The organism is Grimontia sp. SpTr1 (genome assembly GCF_947387585.1).
In the GTDB taxonomy this organism is placed as follows: Bacteria; Pseudomonadota; Gammaproteobacteria; order Enterobacterales; family Vibrionaceae; genus Enterovibrio; species Enterovibrio indicus.
This window is the reverse complement of record NZ_CANDOD010000033.1, coordinates 1-18,647: the sequence shown is the minus strand read 5'-3', so window position 1 is coordinate 18,647 and position 18,647 is coordinate 1. Positions and strand designations below refer to the sequence as shown.

General features: G+C 50.1%; 18 protein-coding genes and 1 tRNA gene. 8 read left to right on the top strand and 11 right to left on the bottom strand.

Features of this window, described 5'->3' with window-relative positions; translation table 11 throughout:
• The first annotated feature begins 336 nt into the window (after positions 1–336).
• Positions 337–921 (top strand): DNA endonuclease SmrA, encoded by a 585-nt coding sequence (gene smrA / locus QL223_RS25330; RefSeq protein WP_160167797.1) that lies wholly within the window; start codon positions 337–339, stop codon positions 919–921.
• A 60-nt stretch (positions 922–981) separates the two neighbouring features.
• Here smrA and QL223_RS25325 read toward each other — a convergent pair whose 3' ends face one another.
• From QL223_RS25325 to QL223_RS25305, 5 genes are all read right to left on the bottom strand, one after another.
• Entirely contained in the window at positions 982–1,596 is a 615-nt protein-coding gene (locus QL223_RS25325; protein ID WP_002542392.1) for a LysE family transporter, read from the bottom strand.
• A complete protein-coding gene (locus QL223_RS25320) occupies positions 1,593–2,012 on the bottom strand; it encodes a lysozyme inhibitor LprI family protein (protein WP_002542393.1) in 420 nt (139 codons plus the stop codon). Before QL223_RS25320 ends, QL223_RS25325 begins: the two co-directional genes overlap by 4 nt.
• 3 nt (positions 2,013–2,015) lie before the next feature.
• Entirely contained in the window at positions 2,016–2,495 is a 480-nt protein-coding gene (gene ybaK / locus QL223_RS25315) for a Cys-tRNA(Pro) deacylase (RefSeq protein WP_002542394.1), read from the bottom strand.
• 142 nt (positions 2,496–2,637) lie between these two features.
• On the bottom strand, positions 2,638–4,314 hold the full coding sequence (gene ushA, locus QL223_RS25310; protein ID WP_281546322.1) for a bifunctional UDP-sugar hydrolase/5'-nucleotidase UshA: 1,677 nt from the start codon (positions 4,312–4,314) through the stop codon (positions 2,638–2,640).
• Between the two features lie 204 nt (positions 4,315–4,518).
• Positions 4,519–5,862, bottom strand: a complete 1,344-nt coding sequence (locus QL223_RS25305; protein WP_039850624.1) for a Na+/H+ antiporter NhaC family protein — start codon at positions 5,860–5,862, stop codon at positions 4,519–4,521.
• Positions 5,863–6,195: 333 nt separating this feature from the next.
• On the opposite strand from QL223_RS25305, the gene QL223_RS25300 reads away from it, so the two are divergent.
• On the top strand, positions 6,196–8,070 hold the full coding sequence (locus tag QL223_RS25300) for a methyl-accepting chemotaxis protein (protein WP_002542398.1): 1,875 nt from the start codon (positions 6,196–6,198) through the stop codon (positions 8,068–8,070).
• Positions 8,071–8,147: 77 nt separating this feature from the next.
• On the opposite strand, the gene kdsA is transcribed toward QL223_RS25300, so the two are convergent.
• From kdsA to hemA, 6 genes are read right to left on the bottom strand one after another with little or no spacing between them, the layout of a single operon-like run.
• Positions 8,148–9,002: a 3-deoxy-8-phosphooctulonate synthase gene (kdsA, locus tag QL223_RS25295; RefSeq protein ID WP_002542399.1), complete on the bottom strand. Its 855-nt coding sequence runs from the start codon at positions 9,000–9,002 to the stop codon at positions 8,148–8,150.
• Between the two features lie 13 nt (positions 9,003–9,015).
• The gene (locus QL223_RS25290) at positions 9,016–9,825 is read right to left on the bottom strand and encodes a tetratricopeptide repeat protein (RefSeq protein ID WP_002542400.1); all 810 of its coding nucleotides are present in this window, start codon (positions 9,823–9,825) and stop codon (positions 9,016–9,018) included.
• Between the two features lie 2 nt (positions 9,826–9,827).
• Positions 9,828–10,211: a SirB2 family protein gene (locus QL223_RS25285; protein ID WP_002542401.1), complete on the bottom strand. Its 384-nt coding sequence runs from the start codon at positions 10,209–10,211 to the stop codon at positions 9,828–9,830.
• 40 nt (positions 10,212–10,251) lie between these two features.
• Positions 10,252–11,097 (bottom strand): peptide chain release factor N(5)-glutamine methyltransferase, encoded by an 846-nt coding sequence (gene prmC / locus QL223_RS25280; protein WP_002542402.1) that lies wholly within the window; start codon positions 11,095–11,097, stop codon positions 10,252–10,254.
• Positions 11,097–12,185: a peptide chain release factor 1 gene (prfA, locus tag QL223_RS25275; RefSeq protein ID WP_002542403.1), complete on the bottom strand. Its 1,089-nt coding sequence runs from the start codon at positions 12,183–12,185 to the stop codon at positions 11,097–11,099. Before prfA ends, prmC begins: the two co-directional genes overlap by 1 nt.
• A gap of 14 nt (positions 12,186–12,199) precedes the next feature.
• Positions 12,200–13,459 carry a glutamyl-tRNA reductase gene (hemA, locus tag QL223_RS25270; protein ID WP_002542404.1) on the bottom strand — a complete coding sequence of 420 codons (1,260 nt, stop codon included), beginning with the start codon at positions 13,457–13,459 and terminating at the stop codon, positions 12,200–12,202.
• A gap of 557 nt (positions 13,460–14,016) precedes the next feature.
• On the opposite strand from hemA, the gene lolB reads away from it, so the two are divergent.
• From lolB to QL223_RS25240, 6 genes are all read left to right on the top strand, one after another.
• Positions 14,017–14,625 carry a lipoprotein insertase outer membrane protein LolB gene (lolB, locus tag QL223_RS25265; protein WP_281546321.1) on the top strand — a complete coding sequence of 203 codons (609 nt, stop codon included), beginning with the start codon at positions 14,017–14,019 and terminating at the stop codon, positions 14,623–14,625.
• Positions 14,622–15,470: a 4-(cytidine 5'-diphospho)-2-C-methyl-D-erythritol kinase gene (gene ispE, locus QL223_RS25260; protein ID WP_039850622.1), complete on the top strand. Its 849-nt coding sequence runs from the start codon at positions 14,622–14,624 to the stop codon at positions 15,468–15,470. Before lolB ends, ispE begins: the two co-directional genes overlap by 4 nt.
• A 42-nt stretch (positions 15,471–15,512) precedes the next feature.
• Complete coding sequence (locus QL223_RS25255) at positions 15,513–16,460, top strand: ribose-phosphate pyrophosphokinase (protein WP_002542407.1); 948 nt, start codon at positions 15,513–15,515, stop codon at positions 16,458–16,460.
• 143 nt (positions 16,461–16,603) lie between these two features.
• Positions 16,604–17,194, top strand: coding sequence for an aminoacyl-tRNA hydrolase (gene pth / locus QL223_RS25250; protein WP_002542408.1), 591 nt, complete (start codon positions 16,604–16,606; stop codon positions 17,192–17,194).
• A 51-nt stretch (positions 17,195–17,245) separates the two neighbouring features.
• Positions 17,246–18,337 carry a redox-regulated ATPase YchF gene (gene ychF / locus QL223_RS25245; RefSeq protein ID WP_002542409.1) on the top strand — a complete coding sequence of 364 codons (1,092 nt, stop codon included), beginning with the start codon at positions 17,246–17,248 and terminating at the stop codon, positions 18,335–18,337.
• A gap of 233 nt (positions 18,338–18,570) precedes the next feature.
• Positions 18,571–18,647 (top strand) — tRNA-Met (locus QL223_RS25240).

Below are 18,647 nucleotides of genomic sequence, written 5' to 3'. Positions count from 1 at the left end.
GGTGAATAGCGCAGTTTGGTAGCGCATCTGGTTTGGGACCAGAGGGTCGGGGGTTCGAATCCCTCTTCACCGACCACTCTTCGAAGCCTCGCAGCAATGCGAGGCTTTTTCTTATCTGTTTCATTTTACGCGTTCCGCATGATGGGTCGGGTACGGAAGGCCGCCCCGCTCGAATCCCTCTTCACCGACCACTCTTCAAAGCCTCGCAGCAATGCGGGGCTTTTTCGTATAATTTCCCTTTGTAACCCTTTGAACAATTGCGTTATTCACTTCCTACGAGACCTCCGAATTGTTTGCCGTTATACTCAAACCATGCTCCAACAACCCGTAACGACTATGAACGGCAACAACGAGTTCGACTTATTTCGGGAGATGATGGCAGATGTCGCGCCTATCAAGCACGATACGGTCGATAACTCCCAACAATCACATAAACCGACTGAAGCTCAGCTGGCACGTCAGCTTGCAGCTCAAAGCCTCTCTGAAGGTGATCCTGAGTATCTTTCCATTGATTACGCCAAGATGCTCAAGCCTGACGATATCGTGGCTTTCAAGCGCCCTGGTGTTCAGGATGGCGTATTTCGAAAACTCCGTCTGGGTAAATATGACATTCATGCCCGACTGGACCTGCACAAATACAGCCTGAAAGATGCCAGAGATGAAATCCTGCGCTTTCTGAAACAATGCCAACGCATGGACATTCGCTCGGTGATCATTGTGCACGGAAAAGGCGAACGCTCTAACCCTCCCGCCATGATGAAAAGCTATGTCTGCCAGTGGCTGGAACAGATCACTGACGTGCAATGTTTCCACTCCGCCCAACGTCATCAAGGTGGTACCGGCGCAGTCTATGTGATGATTAAAAAGAGTCAGGAAAAGAAACTGGAGACGCGGGAGCGACATCTTAACCGTCGGAGTTAATTTTCTATCTCATCAACGAAAACAGGAGCCGATGGCTCCTGTTTTTTATCTCAAGGATACCTATAGGGTGACAACAACCCGAACCGCAAGGCCTATCAACACGATGCCGCACAGGCGATCAATCAGCACGGCTTTTTGCTTCAGTTTTTCCAGCATACGTGGAGAAGAAAGCACCAATGTCACTATGGTGTACCAAAGGCCATCAATCACAAAAGGGGTCAGCACAATCACTGCACGGCTGAACGTATCAGTGCCAATCGCTACAAACTGACTGAACAATGCGAGAAAGAAAAGTGCTAGCTTCGGGTTAAGAACTGAAATCATGGCACCATCGCGCGCTGCTTCCCACAGAGTGGTTTTCTCGCCTTTTTCCAGCTTGGCTGCCACACCACCTTTTGCACGCAGGGATTTAATACCAAGCCAAGCGAGATACGCGGCACCCGCATAGGCGATAGCAGTAAAAAGCGTTGGAGACTCTTTGAGGATAACAGCCAGACCAAGGAGGGTTAACAGGGCGTAGAAGCCAACACCTAATGCATGTGACCACGCAGCAACAATGCCATGTAAACGACCACCAGCCAGGCTGTGTCGCATCATCACCACGAGACTAGGCCCAGGGGAAACTGCCCCCAAAATACACACCAGTGCCAGACCCAGCCATACGGAAATTGTCACTTAGCGCCTCCTTTCACGCCCATCAGGCTATTTAAACGAATGATCTGTTCATTCGTCAGTTCAATCATACAGTTGAGGTATCCCTGCCCACTGCCAGAGCCGGAGGCATAACTTGCCTCTACCATTTTGCACTGGTTTTCGCGCCAGTACTGGAACCCTTCCATTGCGCTCGTGATCATAGGTAGCGTATCAGATGCCGATGATACTTCATCCAGCTTCGTAAAATGTGCTCTGAGCGCAGTTTCGGTTTTATTCAATGCGTCCTGTGCCACCTTCCAGTGATTATCCAGACAGGCAGTGACTTCAACGTGCGTTTCAGAAGCTTTGTAGCATGCCATCAATGCAGAGTGCTCTTTCCCTGCAAAGGCCGTCAGAGGTAAACCCAACAAAATGAATACCCACCAACTCTTGTGCATGAACTACCCCTCCTTGCCGATCGCGGCAAATTTTCCTTGTGTCAGTGAGAGTAGATCTGAGGGAGAAAGTTCAATTTCAAGGCCACGTTTGCCCGCGCTGACGTAAATGGTTTCAAAGGCTTGAGCCGTATCATCCAAAAGCGTCGGTAAACGCCTTTTTTGACCTAGCGGACTGATGCCGCCGACCACATAGCCAGTGGTCTTTTCGGCAATGGTCGGATTCGCCATTTCTGCTTTTTTCGCACCCGCAGCTTTCGCCGCTGCTTTTAAGTCCAACTGGCCGGAAACCGGCACAATGGCAACAGCCAGCTTTTTCGGGTCACCGTTCATTGCAAACAGCAGGGTTTTAAAGACCCGCGCGGGGTCCTGCCCCATCACACTTGCTGCTTCCAACCCGAAGTTGGTGTTGTTCGGATCATGATCGTAACTGTGAACATGAAAATGAATCCCCGATTTTTCCGCCAGTGTAATTGCCGGTGTCATATCCTTTCTCTCTGTGTTTGCTTAGACTGAAAACCTTGCTGAATTCAGGGCTACTATCCCGCTGATAATGACATAAAAAAAGGCACTGTCACCAGTGCCTTTTTGTCTCTGACGCGAGGTTTCGCGCCCGGAGAGGATGTGTTTACTTGTAAGTAATTTCGCCGTTTGGCGCGTACTTGTTCACATCGATTGGAGAGTTCTTCTCCAGGTAGTCTTTCAGCACTTCTGCATCCACAAAACCGGTGTTCACATTACCTGGGTGGCCAGTCAGTTTCGGATAGCCATCACCGCCAGCTGCGTTGTAGCTAGGCACGGTAAAGCGGTAAGTTTTGTTTGCGTCCAGCGGTTCACCGCCGATCACAACGTCACTCACACCATCAGGTGACACCGTCATTGAGATACCGTAGAACTGCGCGTAAGCACCTGAGTCAACTGGCTTGGTTGCCACTTCGTTCAGGTAATCCAGCACTTCTGCACCGCTCATGTCGGTGTAAGTCACCATGTTCGCAAATGGCTGAACGGTCAGCACATCTTTGTAGGTCACATCACCTTCTTCGATTGACGCACGCACACCACCGGAGTTCATTACCGAGAAGTCTGCTTTCGCACGGTCTTTGTGTGCTGCAGCAATCAGACGGCCAAGATTAGTTTGCTGGAAGCGAACCACGTTACGTTCACCCTGCAGATGACCATTGGTTTCTGCAATTTTCACGTTCAGCTGTTCCTGACCTTTCTCCTGATAAGGTTTCAGGAAGTCATACAACGCTTTATCTTTTGGAATTTCATTCTGGATGAAGACACGTTTCTTCTCACCGTTCACCTTGATTTTCTTCTTCAGGTTCACAGGGATCAGGTCGTAAGACACCAGGTTCAGTTCGCCGTTACGGAATTCAAAGTCCGCTTTACCCACGTACTTGCCCCACTCATGCGCCTGAACAATCCAGGTACCGTTTTGGTTGTCTGGCTTACACTCGTCGCCCGGCTTGAACGACTTGTTGTACATGTTCGGGCCTTCCATACAGATAGGCTCTTGCGAGTGACCACCCACAATCATGTCCAGCGAACCTTCGTTAAGGTAGCGAGCCAGAGCCACATCGCCTGGTGCATTGATGCCACGCTTGCCATCTTCATAGTGGCCCATGTGCGTCGCTGCAATGATGATGTCAGGGTTTTCAGTTTCTTCCAGCTCAGCAATCAGTTTTTTCGCTTCTTCTTTTGGATCGCGGAAGTCCAGCTCACCGATAAACTCAGGGTTACCAATTTTCGCAGTGTCTTCTGTTGTCAGACCGATTACTGCGATACGCAGACCGTTGCGCTCAAAGATTTGGTAAGCCTGATACTTACGCTCGCCAGTGGCTTTGTCGTAGATGTTTGCCGACAGCATTGGGAAGTCAGCCCATTCCATTTGCTGGTCAAGCACTTCAAGTGGATTGTCGAATTCGTGGTTACCCAGAGCCATCGCGTCATAACCGATCATGGTCATGCCTTTGAAGTCTGGTTCTGCATCTTGAAGATCAGACTCTGGAACACCAGTGTTGATGTCACCGCCAGACAGTAGCAGCACAGCTGCACCGTTCGCTTCTGCTTCATCACGCAGATTATCGATCAGCGTTTTACGTGCCGCCATACCGTATTCGCCGTGGCGGTTATGCCAGAAGCGACCATGGTTGTCGTTAGTGTGGAGAATGGTCACTTTGTAAGTGGTATCTGGTTGCCAACCCGGTACAACTTCCGTTGTTTCGCTCGTGGTTGAACAGCCTGCCAGCGTGGCAAGCAGAGCAGCACTTATCGCTGCTTTTAGAGAGAGGCGTTCCTTCATGGTGATACCTATTTTCTATTCGACAGCGCGAAAGTCACGGCTTTGGCTATGTCGAGGGTTTAACCTAAACTACTTTCAATTTCACGAAGTAGTCTAAATAGTTAAACTGGGTATCACATATAACTTTCAAGAAAATGCCGCGGAGATCACTTAAAAACACCTCAACTGCGGCTAAATACACCGCAATTGAAGCGCTTACATCACCTATCTAGACAAGTGTTGTCCTTTACTTCGAGCGATGGCAAAAGCTGCTGATACAGCAAGCAAGAAGCAGTAATACGATTGGCCCACCACGCTGAGAGGTGAGAGTCCGAAGATCGACCCAAGTAATAACGCCTGCGCACCGTAAGGCAAAATGCCCTGAATCACACAAGAGAAGATATCCAGTAAGCTGGCACTGCGTTTTGGTGCCACATCATGCTGGGTAGCCAGCTCTTTTGCTACGCCACCAGCCACGATAATGGCAACGGTGTTGTTGGCAGTACAGAGGTTAGTCATGCTGACCAGCGCAGCAATACCCGCTTCACTTGCACGAGGAGAGCCTTTCTCAGTCTCTTTGTCCGCACGGGACAGGATCAGTTTGCTCAGTTTATCTGTTACGAACGCCAAGCCGCCCTGCTGACGCATCAGCTCGGCCAAACCACCAATCAGCAGCGACAACAGGAAGATCTCCTGCATGTTGCCAAAGCCTTTATAGATGTCCTGACTGAAAGCCATCACGCTGTAATCTGCCGTCTGGGCCATACCGACAATACCGGCAAACAGGATGCCGATGGTCAGAACAACAAACACATTCATGCCATATACTGCCAATACAAGAATGGTCAGGTAAGGCAGGACTGCCAGCCAATCAATTTCACCGGCAACAGGAGCTTGGGTCACTTCATTGGCAAAGAAGAAAATTACCAGCGCCACCAGAGCTGCAGGTACCGCAATTTTCACGTTCTCACGGAACTTGTCTTTCATGTGACAGCCCTGCGAGCGTGTCGCCGCAATTGTGGTGTCTGAGATAATAGAAAGGTTGTCACCAAACATCGCACCGCTCAGCACTACACCTGCCATCAGAGCCGCATCGATACCTGTCGTGTCAGCAATGCCCAAAGCCACAGGGGCAACCGCAGCGATGGTGCCCATTGAGGTCCCCATTGCAGTTGCGATAAATGCAGAAATCAAAAACAGGCCCGGCAGAATAAAGCTGGAAGGAAGAATGGCCAGACCTAAGTTGACGGTAGCATCCACACCGCCAGTTGCTTTTGCTACCGCAGAGAAAGCCCCCGCCAGTAAGTAAATCAGACACATCGCGGTAATGTCGCGATGGGAAACACCTTCAATAAACTGACCAATTGCACCGTTGAGCTTTTCTTTGCTCATTAGCACGGCCAACATGATGGCAGGTAACACCGCTATCGGTGCCGGAAGTTGGTAAAAGGCGAAATCGACATTTTGGGTCGAGAAATAAATGCCCGTACCTATAAACAGGCACAGGAAAAGCCCAAAGGGCAAAAGTGCTAACGCCGAGGGCGCGATATTCGTTTGCTTCTGTGTCATGTTGTGTTGCATATTTTTTGTGAAGTGGAACGCAGGGTAATCCCAAAGCGATAGGGCGTCAACATATAGACGTCTAAACGTCCAAGCTAATTTGTAACAGGCGAAAATACTCTTCTGTGAGCTACCCATCCAGTGCCGCTTTTCCTGTTTATTTTTCCCTCCAAAATCACAGCTGAAGCAAACTCACATTTTCTTAGCTTAAGACAGTAAAAAACTGCGCATTTCCCCTAAAGCAACCTCTCGTCAGGCCGATACGGAATGTTGTGCGAAAAATAAAAAATCTCAGCACAACCCACCTCTATTTTTCAAAGAGTTCGATGCAAGGAATGTAACATGACGCTGACTCTCAAGCAGAAGCTGATAGGCACCTGCCTTGTCGCCGTAGTGGCGATGGCAACAATCCTGTCTTTCTTAGCTGCCAACCAATTATCTACCCAGACTCAACAAGGCTTAGAAAACCGCGTAGAAAGTATGTCTCAAGTCGCCCGTGTCGGCTTTGCCAACTGGCTGGAAGCTCATGATGTGGCAATGGAAGGCTATGTGGAAACCCTACCTCACGACGACGAAATCAATGCACTGGCCATGCTTCAGGTTTCTGGTGACTTTGCGATGACTTTCTTCGCTGAAACCAATGGTTCTTTGGCGCTAGCAAACGGTGCCAGCGTTGATATCGATCCACGTCAGCGTCCTTGGTACATCGAAGCAGTGCGTGAGAACAAAACAATCTGTACCGCCCCGTATCGTGACGCCCTGACTGGCGAAACCATGGTGACGCTGGCAACTCCTGTCTATCAAAACGGGAAACTCAAAGGCGTGCTAGGTGGCGATATTAGCCTTCAAAAGATTGTCGGCGACCTGTCTCAGTTCAATTTTGGAAAAAATGCCTTTGGTATGCTGTTCGCAGCAGATGGCACCCTGATTGCTCATAACAATGCCTCACTGAACGGTAAACCGCTGACTCAGTATAACCCTGCACTAAACCAATCAGCGGTGCGCGAAGCTATGGCTGAGGGAAGCCTGCTGAACAGCTCTCTCAATGGTACGGAAAAGGCTTACTTCTTTACTGAGCTGCCGGAAGCCAACTGGATTATCGGTATTGAGGTGGATATGAGCACTGAGCTCTCCTCTCATAACTCGGCAGTCACAACCCTGGTCCTGACAAGCTTTGCTGTCACACTCTTCGTGCTGGCACTGTCAGCATGGTTGGTGAACGTGCTTTTCCGCGATCTCATCCGCGTATCTAAAGCCATGGAAGAGATTGCCAGCGGCGATGCAGACCTGACCCAGCGTCTGACACCACACAGCAACGATGAAGTCGGCCAGCTGGCGCATAACTTCAACACCTTCGTTGCCAACATGCACACCATGGTGACGCACCTGAAGAGTGTCGGTGAATCGCTCTCTGAGCAGGCAACCCATGCCGCTGAGCAAGCAAATATCCGCAGTACCCGCATCCGCGGTCAGCAGGATGAGATCAATATGGTGGCGACGGCGATTAACCAAATGGCCGCAGCTACCCAAGAAATCGCTGGCAGCGCAGAAAATACCGCAGAGCTTTCCAAGCAAGCTGTAGGCTGCTCAGAGGAAGGCGCCACTCAAGTGAACCAAAGCCAGCAATCAATCGGCAACTTGTCGACGGAAGTGGAATCTGCCACCAGCGTGATAGCGGAGCTGGACTCCCACACTCAGAGCATCAACTCTATTCTTTCCACCATTCAGGATATTGCCGAACAAACCAACCTGCTGGCGCTGAATGCGGCAATTGAAGCAGCCCGCGCTGGTGAACAAGGCCGAGGCTTTGCCGTGGTTGCCGACGAAGTCCGCGTATTGAGCCAACGTACACACAACTCGACCCGCGAAATTCAGGCGACGATTGAAACGCTGCAAAACACGACCCAGTCAGCAGTGAAAATCATGGAAGACAGCCGTCATTTGGCGACCACCAGCGTGGAAGACGCAAACTTTGCGACCAACAGTTTGTCACAAATCACCACTTCAGTATCGACAATCAGCGACATGGCCACCCAGATTGCCTCTGCCGCTGAAGAGCAGTCTTTGGTGACGGCAGAAATCACCCGCAACACTGAAGCTGTGCGCAATGCATCGGATGAGTTGGCTCACGAAGCCAATCATGCAACAGAGCAAGCGACGGCGCTATCGAGCCTGTCTCGTCAGCTCAATGACGAACTGGCCAGATTCAGGTTATAAAGTTCGGACACTCAATCGCAGACATGAAAAAGCCGGCGCATGCGCCGGCTTTCTTTTTTCTCTCTGACAATCAATTCTTAACGGATATCCAGATCGTCGAAGCTTTTCACCAAATCGTCCAGTGCTTTCATTTGCTTCAAGAACGGCTCCAGCTTGTCCAAAGGTAGTGCTGACGGGCCATCACAACGCGCGTTGTCTGGATCCGGGTGCGCTTCAATGAACAGACCCGCAATCTTGGTACCCAGACCAGCGCGCGCCAAATCAACGGTTTGCTCACGACGACCGCCAGATGCAGCGCCCAGAGGATCGCGGCATTGCAGTGAGTGAGTCACGTCAAAGATGATTGGGCTGCCATTGCTCGCCTTCTTCATCACGTCGAAGCCCAGCATGTCGACGACCAGATTGTCATAACCCATGCATGAGCCGCGCTCACACAGGATGATGTTTTCGTTGCCACACTCAGCGAACTTATCAACGATGTTGCCCACCTGACCTGGACTCATGAACTGAGGCTTCTTCACGTTGATCACTGCGCCGGTTTTCGCCATTGCTTCAACCAAGTCAGTTTGGCGAGCAAGGAACGCTGGAAGCTGGATAACGTCAACCACTTCAGACACTGGCTGTGCCTGCGCTTCGGTATGAACGTCTGTGATGATTTTCACGCCGAAGGTGTCTTTCAGTTCCTGGAAAATCTTCATGCCTTCTTCCAGGCCTGGGCCACGGTAAGAATGCACAGAAGAGCGGTTTGCTTTGTCAAAAGACGCCTTAAACACGTATGGAATGCCCAGCTTCTGGGTCACTTCTACATAGTGCTCACAGATCTGCATCGCCAGATCGCGAGATTCCAACACATTCATCCCGGCAAAAAGAACAAATGGCTTGTCGTTAGCAACTTGAATATCGCCAATCTGAACCGTTTTTTGTGTTGTCATGGTGACTTCCTGATTAGTGGAAAATAGGAGCTTCTGCAGTCAACACTTTGACCTGCAGTTTCAGGAGCTCAGCCGCCGGATCATCCGGGCACTGAGCGATAAAGTATTCATAGTCTTCCGCGGCAACCCAGTCACATTTCAATTGCTGGAAAATATAGCCACGGTCGCGGATTTCATAAGGATCATCCGGACTGAAAGTGAGCGCAAGTTCGCTACAGCGAAGTGCCATCGCGTAGTTTTCTTCACGAAGCAGTGCACTTTTGATCACCGCCAGCCAGCGGCCAATCAATGTAGGGTTGTCTGAAACCTCAAGGTGTTCTTCTTCAAGCTGAGCCGTTGGGCCTTCTTTGCCCACCAGCCAGCCTCGTAATACGCGTTCAGACAAAAACTCGCCATCAAACGGGTTGACGTATTGCGGCTCACGATGGAACCAATCTACTTTCAGAACAAGTTGAGTCGGAAAGCCGACTGGCTCAACCGGTAAATCTAGGCGATCTGCGAAAAACAGGAAGATAGCGCCCAGACTCACAGGAATGCCTTTACGACGCTCCAGCACTTTATCTACAAAAGCATTTTCAGACGAAAAGTACTGTTCGAAATCGCCTTTGAAGCCCCATTCTTTGTAGAACAGACGCAGCAGACCTTCCAGTCTCAATTCGTCGTTAGCTTCCCCAGCCAACAGATGTTCAGCATCCTTTGCCAGCCGTTCAAGCTCTGCCCGAACCCAATGCATGGATGTCGCCGGATCAATGGCAGCGTTCAGTGCAAGCGCACCTTCTACCAAGGTCAGCTCATCTAATTCCTGGTCAGTAAAACCGATCATTTTTACCCCAACAGCTGTGGTGTTTTGGTGATAGCCAAATTAGCGGCGGCAAATACCCAACCTAAAGCACCAAAGAAAGCAAAGAGTCGGAACATAGTTCCCTGACTGTATTTCATGGCAACAAAGCCAAGAGCGATGTATGCCAGAACACAGGTCAGTTTTTCAGTCATCCACATCCCTTGAGGCGTGAATGGATAGAATCCGGTGACAAAAATCAGTGCCACACCAGTTCCTAGCAAAATGGTATCAATCACGTGAGGGACGACCTTCACCCATTTCTTCTCAAGCATTTTGCTGTCCATCATGCGCCATGCAAAACGGATGATAAACAGGATCACGCTCAGGGCGATAAACATCAGGTGAGTATGCTTCAATGCAACGTACATAATTCCGTAGGTCTCTCTTTTTGATTTATTGTTTTGGGTTTTAGCGAATAAAACGCCCTAAGGTAACACGATCCAGCCCAGCATAATCGTGCTGCGTCTCAACATCGCTGAATCCTGCATCAGAAAAAATCGTGCGAACCGCCTCGCCCTGATCGTAGCCATGCTCGATAAGCAGCCAGCCATTATCTGTCAAATACTCAGGACTATGCTGACAGATGATACGGATATCCGCTAAACCTTGGTCATCCGCAATCAATGCAGACTTTGGCTCAAAGCGAACGTCACCTTGCGAAAGGTGCGGGTCTTCCGGGTCAATATACGGAGGGTTGCTGACAATCATGGTAAAACGATGTTCAGGCACATTGCCAAACCAGCTGCTTTGAATAAATTGGGCATTGTTGATGCCGTTTTCAAGCTTGTTGCGTTCAGCCAGTGCAACCGCCTCATCACGAAGGTCGACGCCAGTCACAGCCATATCGTTGCGCTCGCTGGCAATCGCCAACGCAATCGCGCCCGTACCTGTGCCCAAATCCAACACAGAGCCCTCACCTTGTGGCAAACGCTCCAATGCCAGCTCTACCAACCTTTCGGTATCCGGCCTTGGGATCAGGGTGCTGGGTTCGACGTTCAGGCGTAGCGACCAGAAGTCGCGGTAGCCAATGATATAAGCAACAGGCTCGCCGACTTTGCGACGCTCCAGCAATGCGTTAAACACAGCTTCCTCTTCGTCGCTCAGCGCTTTGTCTGACCACGTATAGAGATAGCTGCTTGGCTTATCGAGCACATGGCAAAGCAGCACAGAGGCATCAATGCGTGGAGAGGGGCTTTGATGCTCTGCTAACAAAAGCGCTGCATCACGCAGCGCATTTTCAATGCTGATTGGCATTAGTGTTGCTCAGCCAGCGCCGCCAGTTGGTCTGCCTGGAACTCTTGGATGATTGGCTGGATCAGTGAATCCAGATCGCCTTCCATCACTTCGTCCAAACGGTAAACCGTCAGGTTGATGCGGTGGTCAGACACTCGGCCTTGCGGATAGTTATAGGTACGGATACGGTCTGAACGGTCACCGGAACCCAGCAAGTTACGGCGGGTGCTTGCCTGTTCAGCTGCACGTTTTTCTTCTTCTGCTTTGATCAAACGTGCCGCCAGAACAGCCATCGCTTTAGCTTTGTTCTTATGCTGTGAACGCTCGTCCTGACATTCCACCACGGTGCCGGTTGGCAAGTGGGTAATACGGATTGCCGAGTCAGTGGTGTTAACGTGCTGACCACCAGCTCCTGATGAACGGAAGGTATCGATTTTCAGATCAGCCGGATTTATTTCCGGAATTTCTGCTTCAGGAATTTCCGGTAGGATAGCAACAGTGCACGCTGAGGTGTGAACACGGCCTTGAGATTCAGTAGCAGGAACACGCTGAACGCGGTGACCGCCTGACTCAAACTTCATCACACCGTAGGCGCCTTCTCCACTGACTTTGGCAATCATTTCTTTGTAACCGCCATGCTCACCGTGGTTGGCGTTAACCACTTCAACACGCCAGCCTTTTTTCTCAGCAAAGCGGCTGTAACTGCGGAACAAGTCACCGGCAAAAATTGCTGCTTCATCACCACCCGCACCCGCGCGGATCTCAAGGAAACAGTTACGCTCATCGTTAGGATCTTTTGGCAGTAACAGTACCTGAAGCTCATCGCTCAGGCGTTCAATTTCCGCCTTTGCTGCTTTCACTTCTTCCTGCGCCATTTCGCGCATTTCAGGATCGTCTTCGTTCGCCATTTCCTGCGCCGCTTCCAGATCTTCTTCCGCTTGTTTGTAGGAAGTGAAGCACATGGTCACTTCTTCAAGCTGGCTATATTCTTTCGACAGTGAACGGAAACGGTCCTGATCGGAGATAACACCCGGATCGCCAAGCAGATGTTGCACTTCTTCATAGCGCTCACTGAGTGCTTCCAGTTTCGCGATAATCGATGATTTCATAGTGGGTCTTTAAACTATTTTAGGGGATCCAGACCTAAGCTCTGACGTAGCGTTTCCAGTGTACGCTCGTCGCCATTTCTGGCAGCTTCCTGCATGGCCTGAGTAGGGGCATGGATCAGTTTATTGGTTAATTTATTGCTCAGCTCGGCGACCACTTTCTGTGGGTCGGCACCACTGGCGAGGGCTTGTAAGCTCTTGCTAAGCAATTCATCTTTCAGTGCTTCCGAATGAGCACGGTATTGTTTGATGCTGTCCACCGCTCCGCGGGAACGCATCCATGTCATAAAGCCTTCGCTTTCTTCATCAACAATCGCTTCAGCCTGAATCGCGGCCGCTTTTCGCTGCTCACGGTTGCGCTCAACAATCGAATGTAAATCGTCGACGGTGTACAGGTAAGCATCGTTCAGCTCACCCACTTCTTCTTCAATATCACGCGGCACGGCAATATCAATCAACAGCATTGGCTGATGACGACGCGCTTTGATCGCTTTTTCCACCATGCCTTTACCGATGATTGGCAATGGCGCAGCAGTTGAGCTGATCACGATATCCGCTTTGTGCATGTGCTCTGGAATCTCTTCCAGAGAAATAATTTCCGCACCAAACGCCTCAGCGAACGGTTTAGCGCGCTCACGAGTGCGGTTAGCAACAATAATGTTCTTACAGTCGTGTTCGAAAAGATGCTTGGCAACCAACTCGATGGTTTCACCTGCTCCCACCAGCAATGCGGTAGAGGTTTCGAGCGACTCGAAAATCTGACGCGCCAGCGAACAGGCTGCAAAAGCGACAGAGACGGCATTGCCACCGATATCTGTTTCCGTGCGAACGCGTTTAGCCACGGTAAAGGTTTTGTGGAACAAACGCTCCAGCGAACCATTGACTGAGTTTTGCTCAACAGATTCCGCGTAAGCCTGTTTAACCTGCCCCAAGATCTGAGGCTCACCCAATACCAACGAATCAAGGCCACTCGCCACTCGCATTAAATGCTGCGCCGCTGCTTGGTCATGGTGGGTATAAAGGCAAGGAAGCAGTGCTTCGCTGTCGAGTTGATGGAAGTCCTGAAGCCAGTCCACAACGACGCCCGGGCTTGGCTGGTCAACTTCACAGTAGATTTCGGTGCGGTTGCAGGTAGACACAATCACCCCACTCTGCACTACCTGCTTTTCTTTCAGCTGGTGCAATGCATCGCGAAGTTGTTGCGGAGAAAAAGCGACTTTCTCACGCAGGTCGACCGCAGCGGTCTTGTGATTGATTCCGAGAACTAACAAGCTCATTAAGCAGGTTTACCGACAGCACCAGATGAAATCCGAGCCGTGGATTTTACTTTATGGGCCCGTCGAATAAAAGATAACATTAGCTCCCTCTTCTCGCTATCAAGCAGAAGTGTGACTTTTCCGCTTTCGTAACAACATATTCGTCCATTTTTTCAACAAGTAACAAATTGCATTATGTGGCTTTGTCCAAGCGGTGTGATATCTACATCGTATTGGAGAGATTTTTACCTCTGCCGCAGATATACCCAAACAACCTGAAGATGCAGGATTCAGCGAGATTGACTGGCGTTGTGATCGCGGCGTTCCTTTGCCGGTGTAGTCACCTCCATCAAAAAGGAACAACAAAGAGCACGGCGTCAGTCAACTCGCCCGAAGGGAGGCCCTCAATGCGCCCACTTCTTCGTTAAATTCCACGGAAATAGAACCACTATTCCTCGTAGAATTTACCTCGAATTGAACGCATTGATGATCTCTGAATGCGAGCATCTTCAGGTTGTTTGGGTATATAATCAGACCACTTCTTTCTCAACAGAGAAAACCGAAAACGGAGTTTGCCTATGTTCAGACGTCATCGCGTCTTGGTTGTATTTTTCTTCGCCCTATTGGGTTTGACCGGATGTTCCACCCAACCTATTCCACAAACCGAGTGGCAAACTCACCAAAAAGCATTGGCAGAAATTACTGACTTCACGGCTAAAGGCAAAGTCGCGCTGATTAGCCCAGAACAGCGCGTTTCGGCCAATTTTGTCTGGGAGCAGAAAGATGACGAGCTTTCACTCCGCCTGACCAACTTCCTCGGTACCACCCTGTTTAAACTGGATGCCACCCCTGACATTGCAGTTTTGGTCGATGGCGACGGTGAACGTTATGTCGGTAGAAACGCCGCAAGTCTTTTAAAGCAACTGACAGGTATTGCCCTGCCCGTTGACGAGATGATGCAGTGGGTCAAAGGGCTGCCTGCAGAACAAAACGAATATACGCTTGGCGCAGATAACCGCCTGGCATTCCTGAGTGAAAACAAAGCCGATACCAATCAGGCTGGCTGGCAGTTGGAATACACTGGCTACGATGCTGATACCAACAACCTACTGCCATCAAAAATCAAAATGAATCAGCACCAGCAAAAAGTGAATCTGGTGATTTCTGAATGGGTTTTACCTCAATGACACAAACCACTTCAGTTTGGCCAGCACCGGCCAAACTCAACCTTTTCCTGTACATCACCGGTCAGCGCGATAATGGCTATCACGATCTGCAAACCCTTTTTCAGTTTCTAGATTACGGCGACACGCTTTCCATTACCCCAAACAACAGTGACGAAGTCACCCTGTCACCGGAAATTGAAGGCGTCCCAGCCGAAGAAAATCTGATCTACCGCGCAGCGATGGCAATCAAAGAAAAAACCGGATGTACCTTGGGCGCGCACATTCACGTGGAAAAAGTGTTGCCAATGGGCGGCGGTTTAGGTGGTGGTTCCTCCAATGCTGCCACCACATTAGTCGCGCTCAATCACCTCTGGGAAACCCAGCTTTCTGTTGATGAATTGGCCGATATGGGGCTGGCACTGGGTGCGGATGTCCCTGTATTTGTGCGCGGTACCACAGCGTTTGCAGAAGGGGTTGGAGAATTGCTCCAACCTGCCGAAGCAAAAGAGAAGTGGTATCTGGTAGCCAAGCCTGAGGTGAGCATTGCCACCGCAAAAATTTTTGGTCACCCCTCACTGACTCGCAATACACCAAAGCGCACACTAAATGCGCTGTTGGCGGCAAATTACGAAAACGATTGCGAAAAGATAGTCAGAGAGTTGTTTCCAGAGGTTGATAAGGCTATTTCGTGGCTGCTAGAATACGCGCCGTCGAGACTGACCGGGACCGGCGCCTGCGTTTTCGCAGAATTCGAAAACGAAGAGGACGCGCGAGCCACCTTAAACAAATTGCCCGACTGGCTCACTGGCTTTGTCGCACGTGGTGTGAATACCTCACCACTGCTATCGACACTGAAAGTACAATGAGACAGACAACACTCAATGGATGCAACCCCGAGGTTTTCCACCGTGCCTGATATGAAGCTGTTTGCTGGTAATGCAACGCCTGTACTCGCCCAACGCATTGCGAATCGCCTATATATGTCACTAGGTGACGCTACTGTTAGTCGTTTTTCTGACGGTGAAGTGTGTGTACAAATCAATGAAAACGTACGGGGTAGCGACGTATTCGTTATCCAGTCGACTTGTGCGCCTACCAATGACAACCTGATGGAATTGGTTGTGATGATCGACGCACTGCGTCGCGCATCAGCTGGCCGAATCACTGCAGTTATCCCTTACTTCGGCTACGCTCGCCAAGACCGCCGTGTGCGTTCTGCGCGTGTGCCTATCACTGCAAAAGTTATCGCAGACTTCCTGTCTAACGTAGGTGTTGACCGCGTTCTGACTGTTGACCTGCACGCAGAGCAAATCCAAGGCTTCTTCGACGTACCAGTAGACAACATCTTCGGTACGCCGGTACTTCTGGAAGACATGCTGGCGAAGAAACTGGAAGATCCAGTCGTTGTTTCTCCAGACATCGGTGGCGTTGTACGTGCACGTGCAACTGCAAAACTGCTGGATGACACTGACATCGCGATCATCGACAAACGCCGCCCACGTGCGAACGTTTCTCAGGTTATGCACCTGATCGGTGACGTTGAAGGCCGTGACTGCATCATCGTTGACGACATGATCGACACCGGTGGCACTCTGTGTAAAGCAGCAGAAGCACTGAAAAATCGTGGCGCGAAGCGTGTATTCGCTTACGCAACTCACGCAGTGTTCTCTGGCAACGCCCCTCAAAACATCAAAGAATCTGTGATTGATGAAGTGATCGTCACTGACTCAATCCCGCTGAGCGCAGAAATGCAAGCGACCGGTAAAGTTTCACAGCTGACTCTGTCAGGCATGTTGGCTGAAGCAATCCGCCGCATCAGCAATGAAGAATCTATCTCTGCAATGTTCGATTCTTAATCGTTCCTTTTTGCGGAGAAAACGCCTCGCTTTCGCGGGGCGTTTTTGTTTTGCACAGATAATGGTAGGATAAGCCGCTTTTGGCACAGGGCGGTTTACCGTTGTGCATAAAACTGTCTACACAGAATAATGAGAATCTCACCGTGAGCGATAAAATTCGTCTTTTAGTGGGTCTGGCAAATCCAGGGCCGGAATATGCAAAAACCCGTCATAATGCGGGTGCCTGGGTAGTTGAAGAATTAGCGCGCATTCATAACGTGTCGCTGAAAGAAGACAAAAAATACTTCGGTTTGACTGCCAGAATCAGTGTGGGTGGCGAAGACCTCCGTCTACTCGTCCCAACCACATTTATGAATCTGTCAGGCAAGTCGGTCGCTGCACTGGCGAAATTCTTCCAAATCAAACCGGAAGAAATCATGGTGGCTCATGACGAGCTGGATTTGCCACCAGGTGTTGCCAAATTTAAGAAAGGTGGCGGTCACGGTGGCCATAATGGTCTTCGCGACATCATCAGCAAAATGGGCAACAACAAAGAATTCTATCGTCTTCGTGTCGGGATCGGACATCCAGGGCACAAAGACAAAGTGGCGGGTTTTGTGCTGACAAAAGCACCTGCCAACGAACAAAGCCAAATCGAGCAAGCCGTTGATGAAGCCGTTCGCTGCATCGACATTTTGCTGAAAGAAGATCTGGCCAAGGCGCAAAATCGCCTGCATACATTTAAGGCTCAGTAAGCGTTAGCTGACTGAGCTTTCACTGTTTATACAACGAAAGGTTACCATCTCATGGGTTTTAAATGCGGTATCGTTGGTCTGCCAAATGTCGGTAAATCAACTCTGTTCAACGCTCTGACCAAAGCAGGTATTGAAGCGGCTAACTTCCCGTTCTGTACCATCGAACCAAACACTGGCGTGGTACCAGTGCCAGATCTGCGTTTGGACGCACTGGCTAAAATCGTAAACCCACAACGTATCCTGCCAACCACGATGGAATTCGTAGACATCGCAGGTCTGGTTGCAGGTGCTTCTAAAGGTGAAGGTCTGGGTAACAAATTCCTGGCTAACATCCGTGAAACCGACGCGATTGGCCACGTTGTTCGTTGTTTTGAAAATGACAACATCATCCACGTTGCGGGTAAAGTAAACCCTGCTGACGATATCGATGTTATCAACACCGAACTGGCACTGTCTGACATGGAAGCGTGTGAACGCGCTATCCAGCGCCAAGCGAAGAAGGCGAAAGGCGGTGACCGCGATGCGAAATTCGAAATCGCGGTACTGGAAAAGCTACTTCCAGTGTTGGAAGAAGGCAAAATGCTGCGTTCTGTTGAACTGACCAAAGAAGAGCACGCAGCGGTTGACTACCTGAACTTCCTGACCATGAAGCCGACCATGTACATCGCAAACGTGAATGATGATGGTTTTGAGAACAACCCTTACCTGGACATCGTTCGTGAAATCGCTGAAGCCGAAGGTGCAACCGTTGTTGCAGTTTGTGCGGAAATCGAAGGCGAACTGTCTGAGCTGGACGCTGACGAAGCAGCTGTGTTCCTGGAAGAAATGGGTCTTGAAGAACCAGGTCTGAACCGCGTGATCCGCGCAGGTTACGATCTGCTGACACTGCAAACTTACTTCACTGCTGGCGTGAAAGAAGTACGCGCTTGGACTATCCCTGTCGGTGCAACCGCGCCACAAGCTGCGGGTAAGATCCACACTGACTTCGAGAAAGGCTTTATCCGTGCAGAAATCATCGGTTACGACGATTACATCGAAAACAACGGTGAAGCAGGCGCGAAAGTAGCGGGTAAATGGCGTTTGGAAGGTAAAGATTACATCGTTAAAGACGGTGACGTTATCCACTTCCGCTTTAACGTGTGATAACAAATACGATCTCCTATTGAAAAAGCTGGCTTCTGCCAGCTTTTTTATTTCCCGAAGTTAAGGACTTGCAACGCTTTCAAGCTTGAGTTGTTAGAATTTCAACCTTCCTGCTCACTTTCACACCGAACTCACCAAATGGGTAAAAAAAGCCAAGAAAAAAGGTTGACGTTGTCAGCCCTTCTTCGCATAATGCGCCCCGCACTCAGGGGGAGACCCCAGAAAGTAAAGATGGCTACGTAGCTCAGTTGGTTAGAGCACATCACTCATAATGATGGGGTCACAGGTTCGAATCCCGTCGTAGCCACCA